The sequence below is a fragment of the Nostoc sp. DedSLP04 genome (assembly GCF_034530775.1).
Lineage (GTDB): Bacteria > Cyanobacteriota > Cyanobacteriia > Cyanobacteriales > Nostocaceae > Nostoc.
The window spans coordinates 37,866-58,839 of sequence record NZ_JAVRCL010000027.1 but is presented as its reverse complement, the minus strand read 5'-3'; the positions used below and the strand labels follow the sequence as shown (position 1 = coordinate 58,839).

Genomic DNA, 20,974 nt, shown 5'->3' with positions numbered 1-20,974 from the left:
CGGGAGATTATAAAGCCTTACCAAATCAACCACTCTTGTAATGGTCACAAAATTACTGACTGGGAAAAATTTGAAAAATTTGTCGAGGTTAATGGGGATAAAACTCAAGTAGAGATGGCTATTGTTTGCATAAATCCTGGAAGATTAAAAATCTAAAATTGAATACAGTTTTGTCTTTAATAAACATTTTGATGAAATTCATAAACAGATTTTTCCTGATAATCTGAAACAAAAGTATTATTAAATACTGGTATTAGGATGTCAATATCTTTACCAAAGTCCGAAACCTATGAGAGAATTAGCAACCGAGCCACCATCTACCTGGCGTTTTATCCCAATGCTTCAGACATCAGGAGGAGTACAAATGGCGATCGATGCTTGGTTGTTCAACCAATGTGAAAAGGGACAGCACCCGCCTACCTTGCGTTTTTATACCTGGCATCCCCACGCCCTCTCCTTGGGACATCTGCAAAAACAATGGCCTGCCCAATGGCATAATCTGATTTATCAGGGACAGCCACTCGATCTAGTTCGTCGTCCAACAGGAGGTAGAGCTGTTCTCCACCAAGGAAACTTGACCTACTCTGTGACTACCTCAGCTAGTACTGGAAAAAGCTGGGGTACTTATGAAAAAATCTGTAACTTTTTAATCCAAGGCTGGCAAACCTTGGGTATTGAGTTAAGTTATGGTTCTGCTGGACGGGGTTACATTCATAATCCCAGTTGTTTCAACACAGCAACAGCAGCTGACTTAGTTACTGCCGATGGAAGTAAATTTATTGGTAGTGCCCAACGCAAGGGGAAAAATACCATTCTTCAACACGGCTCGATGATTTTGTCTACAGACAAAGGTTTATTTCAGCAAATCTTTGAACAACCGGCTCCGTGGAATACCTCACTTTGCAATACACAGGACGAGGATAACTGGATTGCAAAGATTGTGGAGACATTGACAGAGACGGCAAGACAATACTTTGGTATAGAACTAGTTACCCAACCATTTACCGATCTCGAATGGGAAGATATCCTCAAATTGCGATCGCTGTATGAAGTGCGTTAGCGTAGCTCACCGTAAGTATCGCCTGTTGCAAAACTTGAGATTATGTAATAAATACGTATAATACCAAAGTTTTTTGGAAGTAAAATCGCTGTACAGTGTAGTTTTGCAGTGTAAATAAAAAGTTGACATTTCAATTTACATCATTTGCTGTAAAAGCGATCGTTTCATTCGTTGCCACACCAGAACAGCGTAACTTCAGTATCACTCAGAAGGATCTGACTGTTCAATCTCTGTTTTTGTAGATTGCATAGACGTTTGTGATTTTGACGATTAGTCTATTGAGAGCGTGTTCGCTGTGGGTGTGCCAGATCGTTTAGTAAACTACCGTTATCTCCCTATTCCCCTATATTCAGCAATTTCGCCATCGCTAACCGTTGCAGTTTACCGGTAGCACCACGAGGTAGTTGCTCTAAAATGTGAATTTGCCTGGGAACTTTGAAGTCTGCCAGCATAGTTGCACAGTGAGCTAAAAGTTCTTTTTCGCTAGCTTCTGCTTTTAGAACAACAGCTGCGTGGATATCTTCTCCTAAAGATTTGTGGGGGACGGCAAAGGCTAAGGCTTCGGCGACAACGGGATGGCGTAGCAAGACATCATCCACTTCTAAAGGAGAAATTTTTTCCCCACCCCGGTTAATCAATTCTTTAATCCGTCCAGTCAAGCGGAGGTAGCCATCTGCATCAACTGTACCTTGATCGCCTGTGCGGAACCAACCGTTTACAAAAGCAGTGGCGTTAGCTTCTGGATTGTTTTCGTAGCCATCTATAACGTTGGGTGCTTTTACCACCACCTCGCCCAAGCTTCCCTGAGATAACAGGTTGCCTTCAGAGTCCATAATGCCGACTTCTACGCCAAAGCCATAACCTACAGTACCTGGTTTTCTGACTTTTGGCGGTAGGGGATTGGTGGTCATTAAGTGAGATGCTTCAGTCATGCTGTAAGATTCCACCACGGGAGCATTCAGAGTTGCCTCTAACTGTTCAATGATAATCGGCGGCAAAGAAGCGCTACTAGAGCGAATGAAACGAAAACGGTTCGTTTTGACAATTTCTGGGTTGCGGCTAGCGCGCGCCAAAATTGTCTGGTGCATGGTTGGCGCTGCGGAGTACCAGGTGGGTTTGTAAGTATCTACCAGTTTCCAAAACTCCAAGGCATTAAAACCATTGGGACAAACTAATGTACCGCCCGAAGCCAGAGTTGCCAGCAAACAGCCCACCAATCCGTGAACATGGAACAAGGGCATTAGGCAAAGTGTAGTATCAGCTGCTGTGAGTGAGTAAGCACTAATCAGATTGCCGGCTGAAGCAATTAAGTTGCGATGACGAATCGGCACACGCTTGGGACGACTGGTAGTGCCGCTAGTGTGGAGAATCATCGCTATATCATCAGCGTTGGGGGCTGTGGGATTCGCGGATTCTGCTGGTTCTGAACCTGTTTTGACTGATTCAAAGCTTAATGTGCCGTCAGTATTTATCTTGGCATTAATCACCATCATATCAGGTGTGACACTAGCAATGGCTGCTTCTGACCCCTCAGACAACGTAATCAGTGCTTTTGCTTGGGTATCTTGGTAGTAAAAGGCAAATTCTTCTTGTTTGTATTTGGGATTTAAGGGTGCAGCAGTGCCACATAAGGCAGCAGCCAAAAAGGTAATTGCCATTGGTGAACCGTTAGTCATGGCAATGGCAATGCGTTCTCCCCGTTTCAATCCAAAGCTGTTGAGTTGAGATACCAGTGCAATAACATTCTCGCGCAATTGCTTATAGGTTAGCGATCGCCCATCAGGCGTAACTAAGGCTGGATGATTGTCTTCTCCTACTAAAAGCTCAAATAAATTCATTGGTTTTTCCGACCTGTAAATATATGATTTAGCTTAAACAAAAAATTGTTACTTAGCTTTGAGTTATGAGAGAGTGCTAGAATGCTGTTATTAACAACAATGTTTTAAACATCCTCATAACAATTTCTCTGACAGAATTTTGTTATGGAGATCATCCTGTAAAATCATAAAAGTATACATTGAATAAATTTGTGGCTCTGCGCTCAAACAGATAGAGTTATTAGGATTAATTCTCAAAATGCTTTGGGAGTACGCCCTTGGATATAAACTAGAATAAATTCATTCAATAGTTTATATAAATATCTGTGTACTCAATTTTCAAAATATATTAATAGCAATTATGAGTCCCATAAAAATTACTATGTTGGGCGAAAGCTTGGAGCGCCAAGGTGGAATAGTTTCTGTGGAAAAGCTTATTCTTGAAGAAACTACTTCTGATATTCAAATTAAACACATTACAACTTTACCAAATGGTTCTACTGTCTATAAAGTGTTAGTGTTTTTGCAAGCAATAGGTGAGTTATTTTGGAACTTATTAAACCAAAGAGCTGACCTAATTCACATCCATGTTTCAGATAGAGGTAGCGCTTTTCGTCATTCAATCACTACTCTGATTGGTTGGCTATTTCAAAAGCCAGTAATTATTCATACTCATAGTGCTGATTTTCATTTGTTTTACTCAAAACTACCCCAATGGCTTAAGCAGTGGCTAAGTTGGTCGTTTTGTAAATGTACGCGTTTCATCGTTTTATCAGATAGCTGGAAAAAATTCTACATTGAGAATCTTGGCTTGAAATCAGAACAAGTTATTGTTCTGCCTAACCCGGTAAAAATTCCCGCACAAATACCACAGCGAAGAGATTCCAAACAAATATTTTTCTTATTTTTAGGGCGCATTGGTGAGCGCAAAGGCACTTTTGATTTAATTAAAGCATTTGCTTCTATGCCTGTTGCTCAACAAAGCCAAGCTAAGTTAGTTATAGCCGGGGATGGAGATGTAGAACAAGCTCGTAGTTTGCTCCCAACTCTAAATCTTACTGACTACATCACTATTCTTGATTGGGTAGATCGAGAAAAACGCGACGATCTTTTCACTAAAGCTGATGTCTTTGTGTTACCTTCCTACAACGAAGGTTTGCCTATGGCACTATTAGAAGCAATGAGTTGGGGTTTGGCAGTTATCACTACTGGAGTGGGAGGAATACCCGAAATAGTTACTCAAAATCAGAATGGTTTATTAATTGATCCGGGGGATATTCAACAATTGTCAGAGGCAATGCAATCTTTAATTGCAGACGAAAATCTGAGAATATCTTTGGGAAATAATGCACGAGTCAGAGTTAAAGACTTGGACATCAACAAATATATTACATCTTTAAGAGGTATTTATACAGCAGTTATCAATTGATAACCATCTTGATGAAAGTAGGTTTAAGTTACTTACCCTATGTATTAAACACCAAATTCAAAAACGACGTAATTTATTCTGTATGCAAGGATAATAGATGTTATCAAGGAAGGAATTTAATTTAAAATTATGAAAATTTAAGGTAGCGATAAAGGTATTATTATTTTATTGTTCTGATTCTTCTAAACTTGGTATACTGGCTAATAAGTGAGGGAATGCAGAAATGAAAACTTTTCCGGAAGTTAAATTGCTTGATACAAGATTTCATAAAGTTCAAGTACAAGAATTAGTTGATTATTTAATAGAAGCAGCAAAAAATAAAAAAAAGACAGTTGTAGGACATGTGAATATCAGAGCAATGAATTTCGCTTATGAAAAGTCTTGGTATCGAGATTTTTTGAATAAAGCTGATTTAGTATTTTGTGACGGATTTGGTGTAATGGTAGGAGCTAGATTCAATGGTTATTCAATGCAATCTGCACATCGAATGACAGCACCAGATTACATAGAAGATTTAGCATTCAAGTGCGAGCAAGAAAACCTTTCTTTATTTTTGTTAGCTGGAAAACCTGGCGTAGTAGATAAGGCAATTACTAAGTTAGGATTGATTGCGCCTAATTTACGCGTACAAGGACATCATGGTTATTTTGATAAATCAGGAAAAGAGAATGATTTGGTAATAGAAAAAATTAATAAATTCCAACCAGATATTTTATATATTGGTTTTGGTATGCCATTACAGGAACGCTGGATTTTAGATAACTTCAATAAAATTGAAACTACTGTATTTTTACCTTTAGGTGCTTGTCTAGATTTTTATACTGACTCTATATATCGCGGCCCGCGTTGGCTGACTGATAATGGTCTGGAGTGGTTAACACGCTTAATTACTGAACCTACTCGTTTAGCAGACCGTTATATTGTAGGCATTCCATTATTTTTTTATCGCGTAGTTAAAAAGCGAATCACTCAAGGAATGATAACAAATCGCTAAATAAATTTTTCTAAATTTTGCATTTGTTATAACCATGACTGCCCAAAAGTGGCTAATTCTTTCCCCTAGCTGTGCAGCCAAGACTAGAATTAGAATTGACGTGACATTCTCCTAGTAGCCAAAGTGCCAGACTCTCTGCCATTAAGCGATCGCTATCTTGCCTTAATCGATGAAATTGTCGAAACCACCCTCAAGGGCAAAATTAGCTCTGTAGAACAGGTGTATCAAATGCTGCTTAAAGGAATCTCTTCCGGTACAGGGGAAGTCTTTGAGCTAGCTTTGAGCGATCGCCTGAATTCCCTCCAAAGCCAAGTAGATAACGAAAAAGACGAACTTAAGAAAGCCAAGGCGACTCGCTCTTTGAGAGCCATTAAGACCATTCAAAGTCAATGGCAACGCTGGCAAGAGCAAAACAAAGCAACAGAAGCGATCGCCTCCGCAGTTACAGAAATCACCACAGCCACCCCTGCCGAGCGTCTAGCGACATTTATCCGAGTTACTGACCCCAATCAGAAGTATCCGCTAAATTTACAACAGTTACAGCAGTTGTCCAAGGCATTGCAGCAATTTGCCCAGGCAGATGCTGATTTACAACAATTTTCCGAAGGGATTACCCGTGGTTTAGCTTCTTGGCAGCGATTGCAAGACAACTTGCTCAGTTGGATGTACGAGCAAAAAGAATCTCTGGGGTTTGGCGGTGTACCGGGAGAACGCGGCCCTTGGGCAAGTTGGGCAAAACAACTCAATAGTGAGTTACCCCAAGCACTGCTTCGCACTTTAGCTAGGGAAGAATCCGCAATTGAGTTTGCCAAACGACAGCGTGGTATTACCCTCAGAGATTGGGTGGAAATGGCATTAATTTTACAGTTCTTGCAACGGGGACTAATTAGCTGGTTTGACCAACAAGCTTACGATATTAAGGCTGGGCCAAAGTTGTCCATTTCCACTTTTTTGACCTTTGCGGTGATTTGGAGTCAATTAGCAAGTGGTTTTAGGAGCATTGGGACAATATACAGCGATGCCTGTTCTCAAATCATGCTCCAGATTTTGCGAACCTTTGCCCAGCGTCCGTATTTTCCCTTTTACGGCGGGATTTTTGCCTCTTTTACTGGCACTTATTTACGAGATGCCCTAGATTATTTAGATGAACCACTGCGACGAGGTGAGGGAACTCAGGAAAAGGCGCGGATTTTGACCCTTTTAGGCTATTCTCAGCGTGCTTTGGGACAATACCAGCGCTCCATTGATTTTCATCAGCAAGCGCTAGAGATAGCCAGGAATGCAGGCGATCGCACCTGTGAAATTGCCAATCTCAACCATCTCAGCCGTACCTACGTGCAACAGCAAAATTATGCTGAAGCAATTAATTACAGTCAACGAGCATTAATACTGAGTCGGCAAGCAGGCGATCGCACAGGAGAAGCAAACGCGCTGGTAAATTTGGGTTACAGCGAAGTCATGCAAGCTCAGGAATTGGAAAACTTAGAACCCGAAACCTATGAAGCCGCAATTAATTATTTGGAACAAGGTTTAAAATTATCAGAAAAATTAGGCGATCTGCAAAGTAAAGCCTTATGTGTCAGCAGCTTAGGAATTGCCTATTTAGTAATCGGAGAACACCAAACTGCAATTAAATATCTGGAAGATGGTTTTAAAACAGCGCAAGTTTCCGGTGATTTGTATCTCCAAGGGCGGAACTTAGCTTATTTAGCAGAAGCTTATTATCATCTGCAAAATTCTGAAAAAACTGTTTATACAGGTTGCTTGGGAATGTATCTTTTAGAGCAAATTGCTTCTAATGAGTGGCGTCAAGCAGCAGGATTACTGACAATTTTACAAGGACAAATCGGGGCAGAAGCTTTCCAAAAGTTCTTACAACAACATCGCCCGAAAATTATTGCGGTTATCGGTGTAGATGGTTACGATCACATTCCGCAATTGTTAGAAGAATATAAAGGAGATATGTGAGAACCGAAAAAACCAAGCGATCGCTCCACAGCTTAACAAATCACAACAGTCTCCTCAAGTATATTTTCTAGCAGAACTCTATATTTGGCTTGCTTATTTAAATGAACTGTGGTAGTTTCATTGTAGTTTAAACTACTGTAATTTGATTGACTTACAGTAGTTTTTTACACTACTGTAGTTAATAAATTTGTTGTCAATAGGTAGTTGAAAAGCTGATATCAGTAAATTAGTAACGTATTTACGGTTATTAGCCAAAAGTTATGTGTAGCATTGTCCACTGGACATGATTGAACAATACGTCTTTGCAGCGATAAAAACTGCGTAGTTTACCGCCGTAGGCATCGCCCACCGAGCCATAATTCTTTATTGTTATCGCTAGTTTAATGGTGAAGCGATCTCTATCGACAAACCTTGAGGCTTTCAGCAGCAGTGAGGCAACGCTGTAGGTCTACCCAATCCATACGTAGGAGTTGAAAATTATGGTGCAAACTTCTCTCGTCCGCCCCAGCAATCCCTTTCAGCCACCGACCTTCGTTTCCATTGAATCAGAGCGTCGCCATCGCCAAGAACGCTTGGCAGCAGCTTTTCGGGTATTTGCGCGTTTGGGTTTTGCTCAAGGATTGGCAGGACATATCACTGCCCGCGATCCCGAACTTACCGATCATTTTTGGGTAAATCCCTTTGGGATACACTTCAGTCGCATTCGCGTATCAGACCTGATATTGGTAAATAGTCAAGGTCAGGTAGTCCAAGGTGAAGGCAAAGTTAGTCAAGCAGCATTTGCCATTCACTCTCAAATCCACGAAGCCCGCCCCGATGTCATTGCAGCGGCTCATGCCCATTCTTTCTATGGCAAAACTTGGTCATCTTTGGGTCGGTTGCTCGATCCGATTACCCAAGATTCCTGTGCTTTTTACCAAGATCATGCTCTATTTGATGATTTTACAGGCATTGTCTTAGAAACAAGCGAAGGAAAACGCATTGCCCAGGCACTAGGAACGAGCAAAGCGGCGATTTTACGCAACCACGGAATATTGACCGTAGGGCAGAGTGTGGATGAAGCCGCTTGGTGGTACATCAGGTTAGAGGATACCGCTAAGGCGCAATTGCTAGCAGAAGCCGTAGGAAAACCCATCCTGATTGACCACGACATCGCCTTAAAGATCCAACAACGCGGTGGTACTCACCAAGCAGGCTGGGGTGGATTCCAGTATTTATGGGATGAAATTACCCACGACCAACCAGACTTATTGGATTAGGTATTAGGAAATAGGGATTGGGGATTGGGCATTGGTCAATAATCGAGTAATGAGTAATGGGTAATGAGTAATGAGTAATGGGTATTTACTCATTACTTGTTACTTAAAGAACGCAAAAAATAACTTTTCCCACATAAATTTACAGGCTTGGGTTGATGCACAAATGAATTGTTACTTAAAGAACGCGAAAAATAACTTTTCCCACTACAAATTTTACTCAGCAAGGATTGGAAAGGATTGTGGATGAATTTTTAACCCCTGAAAATGTACAAAATCAACATCCTACCCTGCTCTCTACTTTCACTTACCAACATTTTTAGTATAATTAATTATGCCCATTGAATTTATTGGATTGATTCGGACAAAACGGACTTCGGAATTAAATAGTGCATCAGGTGGTCTGGGCGATGACATCATCGATCCAGCTTATGTTCGTGAATTTGCCAAAGCCCATGAAGAAGGAGGCTTTGACAAAGTATTGATTGGCTATAGTTCTAGTAGCCCTGATGGTTTGACTGTTGCTAGTTTTGCTGCTTCAGCAACCGAGCGATTGGGCTTTTTAATTGCTCATCGTCCGGGTTTTGTGGCACCAACTCTGGCAGCTCGCAAAGCAGCTACCCTTGACCATTTTACCAACGGTCGGATCGCAATACATATTATTACCGGTGGCAGTGATGCTGACCAGCAAAGAGATGGTGACTGGCTAGATCATGACAGCCGTTACCGTCGCACCGATGAATATTTAGAAATTGTTCGTCGTGTCTGGACAAGCGACACTCCCTTTGATTACGAAGGTGAATTCTACCGCATCAAGGATGCTTTCTCTGCGATCAAGCCGCTGCAAAAGCCCTACATCCCGCTTTACTTTGGTGGTGCATCTGGGCCAGCCGTACAGGTAGGAGCCAAACACAGTAATGTCTATGCCTTGTGGGGTGAGCCAATTGCCGCAGTTAAAGAACGAATTGCAGAGGTGCGTGCTGCCTTACCACTCGATCGCTCCATTCGCTTCAGTGTCTCTCTGCGACCGATTCTTGGTGCTACAGAACAACAGGCTTGGGAAAAAGCACATAGTATTTTAGCGCGAATTCAAGAGTTACGAGGAGGCGCAAAATTAGCTACCCCAGCTAGACCACAGGCGGTAGGATCGCAACGTCTGCTAGATTTTGCCGCCAAAAATGAGATTTATGATAAGCGTCTATGGACACCGATCGCCGCAGCTACTGGTGCGGCAGGTAACACTACTGCTCTAGTAGGTACACCAGAACAAGTAGCAGAGGCTTTGGTTGATTATTACGATGCAGGTGTGACTACTTTATTGATTCGGGGCTTCGATCCTTTAGAGGATGCGATCGCTTATGGGCGTGATGTTATACCTTTAGTACGTGCAGAAGTCGCACGACGAGAACGGCAAACAGTTGGAGTAAGCAGTTAATACCCCGGTAAACAAAGATAAACTAGGCTAAAGCCCTCTTGCTTCTTGCTTTATTCCAACTACAAATTTTGACGCAGACCTACTTGGAATAATTTACTCAATACTCAAAGAAGTCCTGCTGATTCATATAATCGTTTAAGCATTGCTGAAATTTTTGTACCATAATCTAAATCTGCTGACCATCGCCCTGATAGCTGATCGATTAATGGCGCAATCCCGCGTGTGACAAAACGAAATCTGGGATCTACTACTTCCTGTACCAAAGGTTCTAAACTAGCGTAAGCTTTCAAATGTTGAACGTGCGCCCTAACTCCAATTCTTGCACTTGGGAAAGACGCAGCCTCCGAACCGCCACCGATCGCACCTAAGCCTGCAAAGTTATTTTGCTCAGGTTTAATATCACCACCAAACCGTAAAAATCCCGTTTCTACACACATTTGGCAAAAGGCAATATCATAGTTCACTCCCTCTATACCTGTTTCTTCCCGATAAAGTTTGGGGATGTCAGGAAACTTTGTTATAGCATTTTCATTATTATTTCTTAAAAATAATTGTAACTGTACTTCGGAAGTATTACCGTTCGACATTACCCGCGAAAATTGACCGGGGCAAACTACTAAATTCGAGCGCAAGCTAACAGTACGCGTCGCCGCATCCCAATTAACTGCAACATTAAAATCTCGCAGTTCGATTGCTTTGACATAAACTACTTTGTGATAGGTAATGCGATTGACATTAGCCGCTTTTGAAAGGTCAATTCGGAGAAGGTCTACTAAATCAATGGGGATGTAAGCATTCCCATTAACTAAAATTCCTTGCTCGGTGTAACTTTGTCCATTAATATTAATATTAATAGGTGGATAATTGACTTCGGCTGGAGTTCCGGGAGTGGGGTCAATTACACGACTCCAAGTCACCAATCCATCGACAATTCCCAAAGCAAAATCGCGGCGACGAGTTTGCAGCAAAGCCCGATCCTCTGGATTGCTGAGAAACCCCACTTGTATTACCAAAGCTGGCAGCGTTGTCTGACGACAGAATGCTAAACTACCCAATCCACTATCTGTATCTGGCTTGACTCCCCGATTCGGTAATTGGGGTACGCGGCGCAACAATCCTACTAGTAACTGTTCAGCATTGCTCTTGCGATCGCTATTATTAGTGATGTAGAAAACGCTAGCCCCACGCACAGAAGGGCTGTTAGCGGCATTAGCTGCAATTTCTAGGGCGACATCACCCCGGCGGCCGCGGGAATTGATCCAAGAGATAGTTTGGGCGGCGCTTAAGTCATCAGGAACCGCTAAAATTTCCAAACTCCGCGCTCTCAGTTCCGTGACAATCAAATCTCGCAGCAAAATCATTTCTTTTGCTTCACTTGTACCACCTGCGATCGCACCTAGGTCTATTCCTCCCGCTTCTTTGCCTCCATGAGCTGCTGATATAAAAATACGCCCCATTTTCAGTATTTCCTCTGATAAAATTAAGTTTAAGCAATTGTATACATCATTCTTGGTCTGGCAACAAGAATATAATAGCTATCAGAACTTTAAAGTCATTTGTCCTTTGGTATTTCTCCAAAGTTAAGGGGCTTCCAAATAAAAAAATATCCCATCGCTTTTAAGGCAGGGGGCAGAGGGCAGGGAGCAGGGGGAGGAAAAGTCGTTTTGATTCCAAAAATTGGATAATTTATTTTTTGGAGTTCCCTAATACCCAATGCCTAGAAACTAGGGGCTAGGAACTGCGGAAGGGAATAGGGTACAAATTATTCGCTGACATCGATATATATTGAATATATTGAGATGAGATCGATATATATTGAATATATTGAGATGAGATCAATACATATTGATCGGAAGAATATGGGAATAGGTTACAGGGTACAGATTATTCGCTCTCACCTGTCACCTTTTCCCAATGCCCAATAACTAAGATATGCAAATCCCCCGCTTGCACCCAGATACAATTGAGGAAGTTAAACTACGAGCTGATATTGTAGATGTCGTCTCAGAATACGTAGTTTTACGCAAACGCGGGAAAGATTTCGTTGGTTTGTGTCCTTTCCATGATGAGAAATCTCCCAGTTTCACTGTCAGCCAAACCAAGCAAATGTACTATTGCTTTGGCTGTCAAGCTGGGGGAAATGCCATTAAGTTTGTTATGGAGTTGGGAAAGCGTTCTTTTGCTGATGTGGTGCTGGATTTAGCACGGCGTTACCAAGTACCTATACAAACTCTCGAACCCGAACAACGCCAAGAATTACAGCGTCAGCTATCTTTGCGCGAGCAGTTATATGAAGTTCTCGCTTCTTCAGCACAGTTTTATCAACACGCCTTGAGACAATCCCAAGGACAAAAGGCACTTGAATATTTGCAATCTAACCGCCAACTCAAAGAAGAAACTATACAGCAATTTGGTTTAGGTTATGCTCCTGCAGGATGGGAAACTCTTTATCGTTATTTAGTGGATGATAAACATTACCCAGTGCAAATACTGGAAAAAGCGGGATTGATTAAGCCACGCCGGGAAGGTGGTGGGTATTATGATGTATTTCGCGATCGCTTGATGATTCCCATTCGTGATGTCCAAGGGCGCGTTATTGCCTTTGGTGGGAGAACTTTGACTGATGAACAGCCTAAATATTTGAATTCACCCGAAACCGAACTTTTTAGTAAAGGTAAAACCTTATTCGCCCTCGATCGAGCCAAAGATGGTATTTCTAAACTCGATCGAGCCGTGGTGGTGGAGGGATATTTTGATGCGATCGCTCTCCACGCTGCTGGTATTAATAACGCCGTCGCCTCACTCGGTACAGCTTTAAGCTTAGAACAAGTCCGATTAATATTACGCTACACCGAATCAAAACAATTAGTACTCAACTTTGATGCTGATAAAGCTGGAATCAATGCCGCAGAACGGGCGATTGGTGAAATTGCCGAACTCGCATACAAGGGCGAAGTTCAGCTAAAAATTCTCAATTTACCCGATGGCAAAGATGCTGATGAATACTTGCATAGTCACACTCCAGAAGATTATGGAGAACTGCTAAAAAATGCGCCACTTTGGCTAGACTGGCAGATTCAGCAAATTATTCAAGACCGAGACTTAAAACAGGCTACTGATTTTCAGCAAGTCTCCAAACAGCTAGTAAAGTTATTAAAAAACATTAATAATATTGATACACGCGACTATTACATTGACCAGTGTGCTGAAATACTCAGTTTTGGAGATGATATACTTAAACCCTTACGAGTAGAAAATCTTTTAACTCAGATTGCGCCAGTTGCCACTTCCCGTAAGCCAATGTCTTTACGCAAGCAGCAGTCTATAAACGTCAATCAAAGAAATGCTCTTACTGGAGGCAGTCTTTTAGAACTGGCAGAGGCTTTATTGCTGAAGATTTACCTACATTGCCCCGAACAGCGTCAAGCGATTATTGACAAACTAGAGGGGCAAAATTTAGAATTTAGCCTTTCTCATCACCGATTTTTGTGGCAACAGATTTTAGAGTTTAAGGTGGAGCATATAAATTTAATATCAAATCTGCAAGACAGATATCTAGAATTGGCAGAGGAATTGGAATTAGTTTCCCATTTGTTTCATCTAAATGAGAAAAGCAAGAAAGAAATATTGCGTACCTCGCACGTGGTTCAAGCTGCGATCGCTTGTATGGAACTGGTGATGAGTCAAAAGCGCTACCGTCACTTAGAGGAACAATGGAAACAAAGTGATGAGAAAGCTGAACCGGAGCGATATGAATACTATGGTAAGGCTTTTCCAGCCGAAAAACAGCGATATCTGGAGTTAAACGAACAGCGTAATTTTTCCATAGAAGAAGTACAAAGATTTAGTGATTAAGGCTGTCATGAATCTTAGTTATCTCAGCTAAATCATTTGCTAGTTGCTTATTCCGCAAGTGGTTCAAGCTGTGATCGCTTGTATGGATTTAGTGATGCTTGAAAAACGCTATCGTCACTTTTTGGAACTCTGGCAACAAACCGATCCAGAAGCGGAACCAGAGCGGTATCAATATTATTATCAGAAAAATGGGTTTAAAACCCCGCCGTTTACGGTCAGTGCTTTGATTAATTTTTGTTCTTACAGAATATCGAATATAATGTAAGAATGACACAAAAAGCTTTCAAATACCGATTCTATCCAACACCTGAGCAAGAGACTTTGCTTCGGCAAACGATGGGATGTACTCGTTTAGTCTATAACCGCGCTCTCGCCGCAAGGACACAAGCATGGTATGAAGACCAGAAACGAGTTGGTTACATTGAAACTTCAGCAATGCTGACTAATTGGAAAAAGCAAGATGACTTACAATTTCTTAATGATGTTAGCAGCGTGCCATTACAGCAGGGCTTGCGACATTTGCAAACAGCATTTAGCAACTTCTTTGCAGGACGGGCTAAATATCCGAACTTCAAGAAAAAACACAACGGGGGTAATGCTGAATTTACCAAGGCAGCTTTTAAGTTTAGAGATGGGCAAATATTTCTTGCTAAAAGTCCGACACCATTGGCTATTCGTTGGAGCAGACAACTACCCCAAGGTGCGGAACCATCCACGATTACAGTAAAACTTTCACCCTCTGGACGCTGGACTGTTTCAATATTAGTAGATGTAGAAATCTGCATATTACCTAAATCTACTAGCTCTATTGGCATTGATTTAGGTATCACCAGTTTAGTTGCCTTAAGTACAGGTGAGAAGATCGCTAATCCCAAGAGGTTTAAGGCAAAAAAAGCTAAATTGAGTAAGGCACAAAAAGCGTTAATTCGTAAGCAGAAAGGTTCTAATAATCGCCATAAGGCTCGGCTTAAAGTAGGCAAGATCCATGCCGAAATAAGTGATGCACGAAATGATTTTCTTCACAAGTTGACAACTCGATTGGTACGTGAAAACCAAACGATTGCTATTGAGGACTTGGCTGTGAAGAATATGGTGAAAAATAAAAAACTCGCTTTCTCTATTAGTGATGCTAGCTGGGCTGAATTAGTCAGACAACTTGAATATAAGTGCGATTGGTATGGTCGTACTTTTGTCAAGATTGACCGATGGTTTCCTAGTTCTAAGCGTTGTGGGAACTGCGGATACATTGTTGATAAACTGCCTCTGAATATCAGAGAGTGGGATTGCCCAAAATGCAGCATACGTCACGATCGGGATATTAACGCAAGTAAGAATATTTTGGCTGCGGGACTCGCAGTTTCAGTCTGTGGAGCGAATATAAGACCTGACAGCCTTAAGGCTGAAGGGCAGTTGCAAAAAACCCGTAAGGGAAAGAAACAGAAACCTAAGTCGTGAGTCTTAGGAATCCCCGACCGTTCACGGCGCGGTGGATGTCAACAGGCTTTCTACGCTGAAAAAATCAAGCTTCAACCAAATAGACCGACAACGGTTATTTTCTATCACAGAGCTGTTGTAGCCTTGCACTCACGCTCAACCTAAATCTTGATTAGTAGGGCGCAAGGCCTTGTGCCCTACGACAGGTATGGTTCAAATACATGAAAACTGCTGTCTTGACAAAATTTCATCCTTGCGGTTTTCAATAGCCATACGACTTCTAAAATGGTTGTATCCCCAGCAAACCTGGTAAATTCAGAGAGGCGAGGTGTTGATAAGCTCGATCTATAACTCGCTTACCTCTAAGAAATCCTGTATTAGCTCCAGGACAAATATACTGGAGAGTTTCTGGTGTAAAACGTTCTAACAATAATCGAAGACTCTGAATTTGCCTTGGCCAGTGAAAGGTTTTAGCTGTCCGTAATGGTACTGGTTGACCGTGCTGGTTAGGGAGTAAATGGCGACCAGAAAATAATATACCCCCAAGTTCGCTGTAGTATAGACAAGATGAGCCAGGAGAATGCCCTGGTGTCCAAATCACTTGCATAGCTGCATCAAGAGTAAATTCTTGTCTAAAGGTAGTTACGGTTAAGCCTGGTAATAAATACGCTTCTTGCTCTTGAATCAGCACCTCGCAGCCAAAAGCTTGCTGAAATTCAGCAGTCTTGCCAATAGCACCGCGATGGGTGACAAATAACCAACGCACGCCTCCATGCGCTGCTAAAAAATCTTGATTTGTTTTTTCTAGTGCAGGGCAATCTATGAGGATATTGCCTTCATTTCTTACAATAAAATAAGAGGTTCCCCCTAATGTGTCCCGATTGGGTGGAAAGGCAAAAATGCTCTCTTGTGCGAAGTCCGATTGCAGAGAACCTCCGCTGAAAACTTCGTCCGGGAAGACAGCCCGTGGTGGCTTAGTTGTATGACTTGGCTGTTGAGGTAAAGGGCACATAATCAAAGAACCGAAACTGAGGAGTTGTGGACAATTTGATGACAGTGCGGAAATTCTCAAGAATTGCAACTTGAGCGTTAACCAGCACTGTTAACCGTTGTGAAAAAAAATTGGGATTTGAGGTCTGCCTTGTAGTTAATGCTATGGTGCTGAAGCTACTGGTGGGGCGTTTTGTCAAAATTACTGAAGAGAACATGGCATTTTGGTTTTTGTTTATCCTCCTGCTGGGGCTTGCTACTTATCTAATGGTGCAGCGCAGCGTTGCTCGCATCACCCGCACACCAGTATGGTTGTTGTGGCTGGTTTTAATGACACCAGCATTTCTGTTGAGCGGATGGACGCTCATCTACGGAGCGAAACAACCTCCACCGCCAGGGCTGATCCTCTGGTCAGTATTTGTCTGCACAGTCTTGTATTGGGTGTTGTTTCAATGGGGGCGTCAAGTACCAAGAGATACGCAGACAGACGAAGCCCAAACCCCAGCCTCAGAATCACAACCGACTATCCAGCCTATCCCAGAACCAATAGTGCGTCCCATTGAACCAGCCGAAGAAACTCAACTGCGAAATTGTTTTCCTTGGTCTGTATACTACGTTCAAAATATTGAGTATCGTCCACAATCTGTGATTTGCCGTGGTCAGTTGCGAACTAAAGCTAGCAACGCTTACCAGCAGATTAAAACTAATATTGAAGCACAATTTGGCGATCGCTTCTTGCTGATTTTTCAAGAAGGCTTCAATGGCAAACCTTTCTTTGTCCTAGTTCCCAACACTCAAGCTGCGAAACAGACAGATACACCACGACGCAACCAGGAACGATTAACTCGACCAGGATTAGCGCTGATGCTGCTAGTAGCTACTTTGATCACTACTACCTTGGTGGGAGTGCAAAATACTGGTGTTACTCTGCCGCCTATCTGGCAAATTGGATCTTTGTTCAAACTTCTATCTAACCCAGATGTCCTATTCAAGGGATTGCCTTATGCTTTAGGACTGATGGCTATTTTGGGCACTCACGAACTTGGGCATTATTTAACAGCTAAATTTTACAAGATTCGCTCGACGTTGCCTTACTTTATTCCCGTGCCTTTCTTCTTGGGAACTTTTGGCGCATTTATTCAAATGCGTAGTCCTATTCCCAACCGCAAAGCTTTATTTGATATTAGTATCGCTGGGCCAATTGCAGGTTTTGTTGTCACCTTGCCACTACTAATATGGGGTTTGGCTCATTCTGATATAGTTTCCCTGACTGAAAAAACCCGACTTTTAAATCCTGATGCTCTCAATCCTAAGTATTCAATTTTACTGGCTATACTCTCGAAGTTAGCTTTGGGAAGTCAGTTAACAGCAACATCAGCCCTCGATTTGCATCCAGTTGCAGTAGCAGGTTTTTTAGGACTAGTTGTCACAGCGTTAAATTTAATGCCTGTGGGACAATTAGATGGAGGTCACATTGTCCATGCAATGTTTGGACAACGAACTGCGATCGTAATTGGTCAAATCGCTCGTGTGTTGTTGCTGTTACTTTCTTTAGTTCGGGAAGAATTTTTGGTGTGGGCGATTATCTTATTATTTATGCCGTTGATTGATGAACCTGCACTGAATGATGTCACTGAATTGGATAACAAACGTGACGTTTGGGGGTTACTGGCAATGGCTTTGTTGATTGTAATTATTCTGCCATTACCGCAGGCGATCGCAAACTTTTTGCAAATTTAAAAAGTAAACATATCAGCGATCGCATTCTCAAACTTTATCGTTTTGCTAATTCTGGAGTCCGCCCCTTTAAGCCAATCATCAATTTCAGCATAAATACTTTTAATATAGGTACTCGCTGCAAGAACCATAAACCCAAGCGACGAACTACCACCACGGGGAAGAAATTATTAGAGAACATCCGATCTAACAAATCGGTGAAACCTAAAATTGTCAGATTCTCTAGCTTGCGCCAGCGTTCATAACCTTTGAGAATCTGAATATCGCCAATATCTTTACCCGCTTTGTGCGCTGCTTGAATTACTTGCGCCAAAGCTGCGGCATCCCGAATACCCAAATTTAAACCTTGTCCGCCGACGGGATGGCAATTGTGCGCCGCATCACCAATTAATGCCAATCGCGGGAGAACATAGCGATCGCTTTGCATGAGTTGTACTTGAAAAACAAAGCGATCGCCGAGTAATTCCAGTTTCCCCATCCGATCGCCATAGCGGCGGCTTAGTTCTGCCAAAAATTGCTCGTCATTTAAAGCACACAAAGCTTTTGCTTCTTCATGGGGGGCTGTCCAGACAATGCGGCAACGGTTCCCCGGTAAAGGTAAAATCGCAAAAGGGCCGCTAGACCAAAATCTTTCGTAAGCGGTGTTATTGTGGGGTTTTTCTGGTTTGACAAAGGCGACAATGCAAGATTGCCAATATTTCCAGCCCGAAGTTTTGATTCCAGCCGCTTGCCGAATTGGCGATCGCGATCCATCTGCTGCTACAACTAATTTGCTGCGAACTGTCTTGAGGCGATCGGCAATTTTTATCTCGATGGCGACTATATTCTGCTGGTATTGCGTATTTACCACTTCCGCCGGACACAAATAAGTCACATTTGGGCAATTTTGGACAAACTCTTGCAACGGCTGCAATAGCGCTTGGTGTTCCGCTACATAACCCAACTCTGCTGTATTTATATCATCTGTGGTAAATTCCACCACATCGGGGTGATCGGCATCCGAAAGACGGACTCGGCAATACTTGGCTATTTGAGGTAACATTTTGTCCCAAACACCAATTCCTTGATAAATTAGCGACGAAAGTTTGTGAACTGCATAAGCTTGTCCCTTGGCTACCGCCGCAGATGCTACTTTCGCCTCAATTAGTAAGACACTCAAGCCAGAATCTTTTAAAGCAGAGGCTAGAGTTAACCCAATAATCCCACCGCCGACAATTACCAGATCGTATTCATATCCCCGCTCATTTGGCGGTGTTAATTGAGGGGAAATTTGCTCAAGCTGCGTTGTGGTCATTGTTAAGTTAGATTACAGCGTCTTAACTCTTATTTTGACGCGATCGCGCCTTCTTGAGCAAGTTAACAATTCAAAATTAAATAGGATTTACGCACCCAAAAACGTGAAAACTTGATCTCCTCTAACCCCCCGATAAATTGGGGGGGATATAAAAAGCCCCCTTTTTAAGGGGGTTGGGGGATCTCTTATTCATCTGAATTATTTGCTGACTCGATAGACTGGTCTAACCTGACGATAAGTATTAAGTAAGCTCAGAAATTTCTGACCATCAAAACTTATCGGGTCAACTTTTTTACCAGAACGGTCTACTAAATGGTGCGTAGTGATGCGATCGTCTGGGACTTGACTTTGAGCAATTAACCAAGCAAGAGAATGATATTGAGCTTCCGTGTAGCCGCTATGGGTTTGTTGACTGCCACTGTCATAACTATCTGGCGGTGTTTCCAAAGAGACGTGATAAGCAAAATTATTCACAGACGCGGGTAAAGTCGGATTAGTCTGCACAGTTTCCACTCCCTGTGGAGTCTCAAACACAGAGTTAGCTGCACCAAAAGCCCGCTTGTCTGGCGGTACTAGATAAACCACCGTTCCGTCTAACTTGATTAAAGCGTGGTAACTTGCTTGCACACTTTCATCGTTATGGGCTACTTGAAAGAAATTGATGGCGCTAGAAGCTGAATAACCAGTTTCATGGATGACGATAATTGGTTGGTTGCTGAGAGGAATGCCATTAACATCTTGAGCGTAACGTTCACCGTAGTTACTTGGATCGACTGAGACAACTTGATAATTAGGTCTGTACTGTGCAAAAGCTTGAGTGGTTATGTATCTTGCGACAGGCTGGTTAGTCTTGACTGGGGACTTGATAACATTTTGAAATTTCTTCTCTGGCTCTTTCGCTGATTGAAATTGCGCCTGGGGATATTTACTGAAAGCTGTAACCTGTGGATTGGCTGCACGGGAGGTTGTCGGATTGTTGTGTATTTTTGTTGCTCGTCCAATTAGCAGCACTACAATTAAAGTGGCGAACATCAGCCAGATTAGTAGCACCCTAGTCACCCAGTCTGTAAACTTCATTTTTCTAATACCCGTAAAACCGTAGATATTAATTTATAGCTAAACTGGCGTGTCAGTTGTAGAGGCGCACTTCTGTAAACCCCCTACCGCTTATAGTATCCAAATAATAATCGCTATAATACCTTAATTCTAGTCAAATATACCTTGAGAATCCCTGCAATAGTGCTGTTAAAAGCTATTTAATTTCAATGCCGTGGGTAGTGGATTCGTGGGTGTGAAAATCTTCATCGTGTAGCGCTGTTAATGATGTTTTACCCACATTCTCTTCACCAACTACTAGCAGTTTAGAAAGATATTATTCTTTAGCTTCTAACCTGGCTCGAAGATAGTTCAAAATCCCCTGCGTTCCCTGCTCAATAATTTCAGGCGGCGGCGATTTTAATTGTGGATTATTATTTACGGATAGCTCAGGTAGGCGTAGCCCGTCGTAGACATCGCTAACCTCGCAATTACATTCACTCATTCACGAGTATCAAAGACTCGTTAACGGAGTTCAAAGACTCATTCACGAAGCTCTGAGGTTCATCGACAAAGCTCTGAGGTTCATCGACGAAGCTCTGAGGTTCATCGACAAAGCTCTGAGGTTCATCGACAAAGCTCTGAGGTTCATCGACAAAGCTCTGAGGTT

Annotated in this window: 17 protein-coding genes; 10 read left to right on the top strand and 7 right to left on the bottom strand. The window is 42.3% G+C overall.

Translation table 11 applies throughout. The features are described 5' to 3' along the window. Positions 1 to 289: 289 nt before the first annotated feature. The gene (locus RMX89_RS17120) at positions 290 to 1,060 is read left to right on the top strand and encodes a biotin/lipoate A/B protein ligase family protein (protein ID WP_322689748.1); all 771 of its coding nucleotides are present in this window, start codon (positions 290 to 292) and stop codon (positions 1,058 to 1,060) included. A 335-nt stretch (positions 1,061 to 1,395) separates the two neighbouring features. Here the strand turns inward: RMX89_RS17120 and RMX89_RS17115 are convergent, their stop codons facing one another. Beyond that, a complete protein-coding gene (locus tag RMX89_RS17115; protein WP_322689747.1) occupies positions 1,396 to 2,898 on the bottom strand; it encodes an acyl--CoA ligase in 1,503 nt (500 codons plus the stop codon). A gap of 340 nt (positions 2,899 to 3,238) precedes the next feature. On the opposite strand from RMX89_RS17115, the gene RMX89_RS17110 reads away from it, so the two are divergent. From RMX89_RS17110 to RMX89_RS17090, 5 genes are all read left to right on the top strand, one after another. Next, on the top strand, positions 3,239 to 4,306 hold the full coding sequence (locus RMX89_RS17110; protein ID WP_322689746.1) for a glycosyltransferase family 4 protein: 1,068 nt from the start codon (positions 3,239 to 3,241) through the stop codon (positions 4,304 to 4,306). 223 nt (positions 4,307 to 4,529) lie between these two features. After that, positions 4,530 to 5,300, top strand: a complete 771-nt coding sequence (locus tag RMX89_RS17105; protein WP_322689745.1) for a WecB/TagA/CpsF family glycosyltransferase — start codon at positions 4,530 to 4,532, stop codon at positions 5,298 to 5,300. Positions 5,301 to 5,423: 123 nt separating this feature from the next. Beyond that, entirely contained in the window at positions 5,424 to 7,268 is a 1,845-nt protein-coding gene (locus RMX89_RS17100) for a tetratricopeptide repeat protein (protein ID WP_322689744.1), read from the top strand. 479 nt (positions 7,269 to 7,747) lie between these two features. Then, complete coding sequence (locus RMX89_RS17095; protein ID WP_322689743.1) at positions 7,748 to 8,527, top strand: class II aldolase/adducin family protein; 780 nt, start codon at positions 7,748 to 7,750, stop codon at positions 8,525 to 8,527. 331 nt (positions 8,528 to 8,858) lie between these two features. Continuing rightward, a complete protein-coding gene (locus RMX89_RS17090; protein WP_322689742.1) occupies positions 8,859 to 9,959 on the top strand; it encodes an LLM class flavin-dependent oxidoreductase in 1,101 nt (366 codons plus the stop codon). Between the two features lie 104 nt (positions 9,960 to 10,063). Here RMX89_RS17090 and RMX89_RS17085 read toward each other — a convergent pair whose 3' ends face one another. Continuing rightward, the gene (locus tag RMX89_RS17085; RefSeq protein ID WP_322689741.1) at positions 10,064 to 11,416 is read right to left on the bottom strand and encodes an N-acetylmuramoyl-L-alanine amidase; all 1,353 of its coding nucleotides are present in this window, start codon (positions 11,414 to 11,416) and stop codon (positions 10,064 to 10,066) included. A 475-nt stretch (positions 11,417 to 11,891) separates the two neighbouring features. On the opposite strand from RMX89_RS17085, the gene dnaG reads away from it, so the two are divergent. The 3 genes from dnaG to RMX89_RS17070 are packed head-to-tail and all read left to right on the top strand — an operon-like array spanning position 11,892 to position 15,269. Beyond that, a complete protein-coding gene (gene dnaG, locus RMX89_RS17080; protein WP_322689740.1) occupies positions 11,892 to 13,814 on the top strand; it encodes a DNA primase in 1,923 nt (640 codons plus the stop codon). A gap of 58 nt (positions 13,815 to 13,872) precedes the next feature. Further along, entirely contained in the window at positions 13,873 to 14,079 is a 207-nt protein-coding gene (locus RMX89_RS17075) for a hypothetical protein (protein ID WP_322683179.1), read from the top strand. A 2-nt stretch (positions 14,080 to 14,081) separates the two neighbouring features. Further along, complete coding sequence (locus RMX89_RS17070; protein ID WP_322689739.1) at positions 14,082 to 15,269, top strand: RNA-guided endonuclease TnpB family protein; 1,188 nt, start codon at positions 14,082 to 14,084, stop codon at positions 15,267 to 15,269. 259 nt (positions 15,270 to 15,528) lie between these two features. Here RMX89_RS17070 and RMX89_RS17065 read toward each other — a convergent pair whose 3' ends face one another. Then, on the bottom strand, positions 15,529 to 16,260 hold the full coding sequence (locus RMX89_RS17065; RefSeq protein ID WP_322689738.1) for an MBL fold metallo-hydrolase: 732 nt from the start codon (positions 16,258 to 16,260) through the stop codon (positions 15,529 to 15,531). A gap of 194 nt (positions 16,261 to 16,454) precedes the next feature. On the opposite strand from RMX89_RS17065, the gene RMX89_RS17060 reads away from it, so the two are divergent. Further along, a complete protein-coding gene (locus tag RMX89_RS17060; protein WP_322683201.1) occupies positions 16,455 to 17,978 on the top strand; it encodes a site-2 protease family protein in 1,524 nt (507 codons plus the stop codon). A 34-nt stretch (positions 17,979 to 18,012) separates the two neighbouring features. Here the strand turns inward: RMX89_RS17060 and RMX89_RS17055 are convergent, their stop codons facing one another. The 4 genes from RMX89_RS17055 to RMX89_RS17045 form a co-directional block, all read right to left on the bottom strand. Continuing rightward, entirely contained in the window at positions 18,013 to 19,269 is a 1,257-nt protein-coding gene (locus tag RMX89_RS17055) for an FAD-dependent hydroxylase (RefSeq protein ID WP_322689737.1), read from the bottom strand. A gap of 198 nt (positions 19,270 to 19,467) precedes the next feature. Then, complete coding sequence (locus tag RMX89_RS17050) at positions 19,468 to 20,346, bottom strand: peptidoglycan recognition family protein (protein ID WP_322689736.1); 879 nt, start codon at positions 20,344 to 20,346, stop codon at positions 19,468 to 19,470. Between the two features lie 175 nt (positions 20,347 to 20,521). Further along, positions 20,522 to 20,629, bottom strand: a complete 108-nt coding sequence (locus tag RMX89_RS34535) for a hypothetical protein (RefSeq protein WP_375466736.1) — start codon at positions 20,627 to 20,629, stop codon at positions 20,522 to 20,524. Positions 20,630 to 20,641: 12 nt separating this feature from the next. Further along, a complete protein-coding gene (locus RMX89_RS17045) occupies positions 20,642 to 20,809 on the bottom strand; it encodes a hypothetical protein (protein WP_322689735.1) in 168 nt (55 codons plus the stop codon). Positions 20,810 to 20,974: the final 165 nt, after the last annotated feature.

What these genes read in the sequence shown, in the direction of transcription:
- RMX89_RS17070 (WP_322689739.1), top strand. Translation starts at nt 14,082, where the DNA reads ATGACACAAAAAGCTTTCAAATACCGATTCTATCCAACACCTGAGCAA.
- RMX89_RS17115 (WP_322689747.1), bottom strand. Translation starts at nt 2,898, where the DNA reads ATGAATTTATTTGAGCTTTTAGTAGGAGAAGACAATCATCCAGCCTTA.
- RMX89_RS17065 (WP_322689738.1), bottom strand. Translation starts at nt 16,260, where the DNA reads ATGTGCCCTTTACCTCAACAGCCAAGTCATACAACTAAGCCACCACGG.
- RMX89_RS17050 (WP_322689736.1), bottom strand. Translation starts at nt 20,346, where the DNA reads ATGAAGTTTACAGACTGGGTGACTAGGGTGCTACTAATCTGGCTGATG.
- RMX89_RS17045 (WP_322689735.1), bottom strand. Translation starts at nt 20,809, where the DNA reads ATGAGTGAATGTAATTGCGAGGTTAGCGATGTCTACGACGGGCTACGC.
- RMX89_RS17105 (WP_322689745.1), top strand. Translation starts at nt 4,530, where the DNA reads ATGAAAACTTTTCCGGAAGTTAAATTGCTTGATACAAGATTTCATAAA.
- RMX89_RS17120 (WP_322689748.1), top strand. Translation starts at nt 290, where the DNA reads ATGAGAGAATTAGCAACCGAGCCACCATCTACCTGGCGTTTTATCCCA.
- RMX89_RS17055 (WP_322689737.1), bottom strand. Translation starts at nt 19,269, where the DNA reads ATGACCACAACGCAGCTTGAGCAAATTTCCCCTCAATTAACACCGCCA.
- dnaG (WP_322689740.1), top strand. Translation starts at nt 11,892, where the DNA reads ATGCAAATCCCCCGCTTGCACCCAGATACAATTGAGGAAGTTAAACTA.
- RMX89_RS17085 (WP_322689741.1), bottom strand. Translation starts at nt 11,416, where the DNA reads ATGGGGCGTATTTTTATATCAGCAGCTCATGGAGGCAAAGAAGCGGGA.
- RMX89_RS17060 (WP_322683201.1), top strand. Translation starts at nt 16,455, where the DNA reads ATGGCATTTTGGTTTTTGTTTATCCTCCTGCTGGGGCTTGCTACTTAT.
- RMX89_RS17095 (WP_322689743.1), top strand. Translation starts at nt 7,748, where the DNA reads ATGGTGCAAACTTCTCTCGTCCGCCCCAGCAATCCCTTTCAGCCACCG.
- RMX89_RS17110 (WP_322689746.1), top strand. Translation starts at nt 3,239, where the DNA reads ATGAGTCCCATAAAAATTACTATGTTGGGCGAAAGCTTGGAGCGCCAA.
- RMX89_RS17090 (WP_322689742.1), top strand. Translation starts at nt 8,859, where the DNA reads ATGCCCATTGAATTTATTGGATTGATTCGGACAAAACGGACTTCGGAA.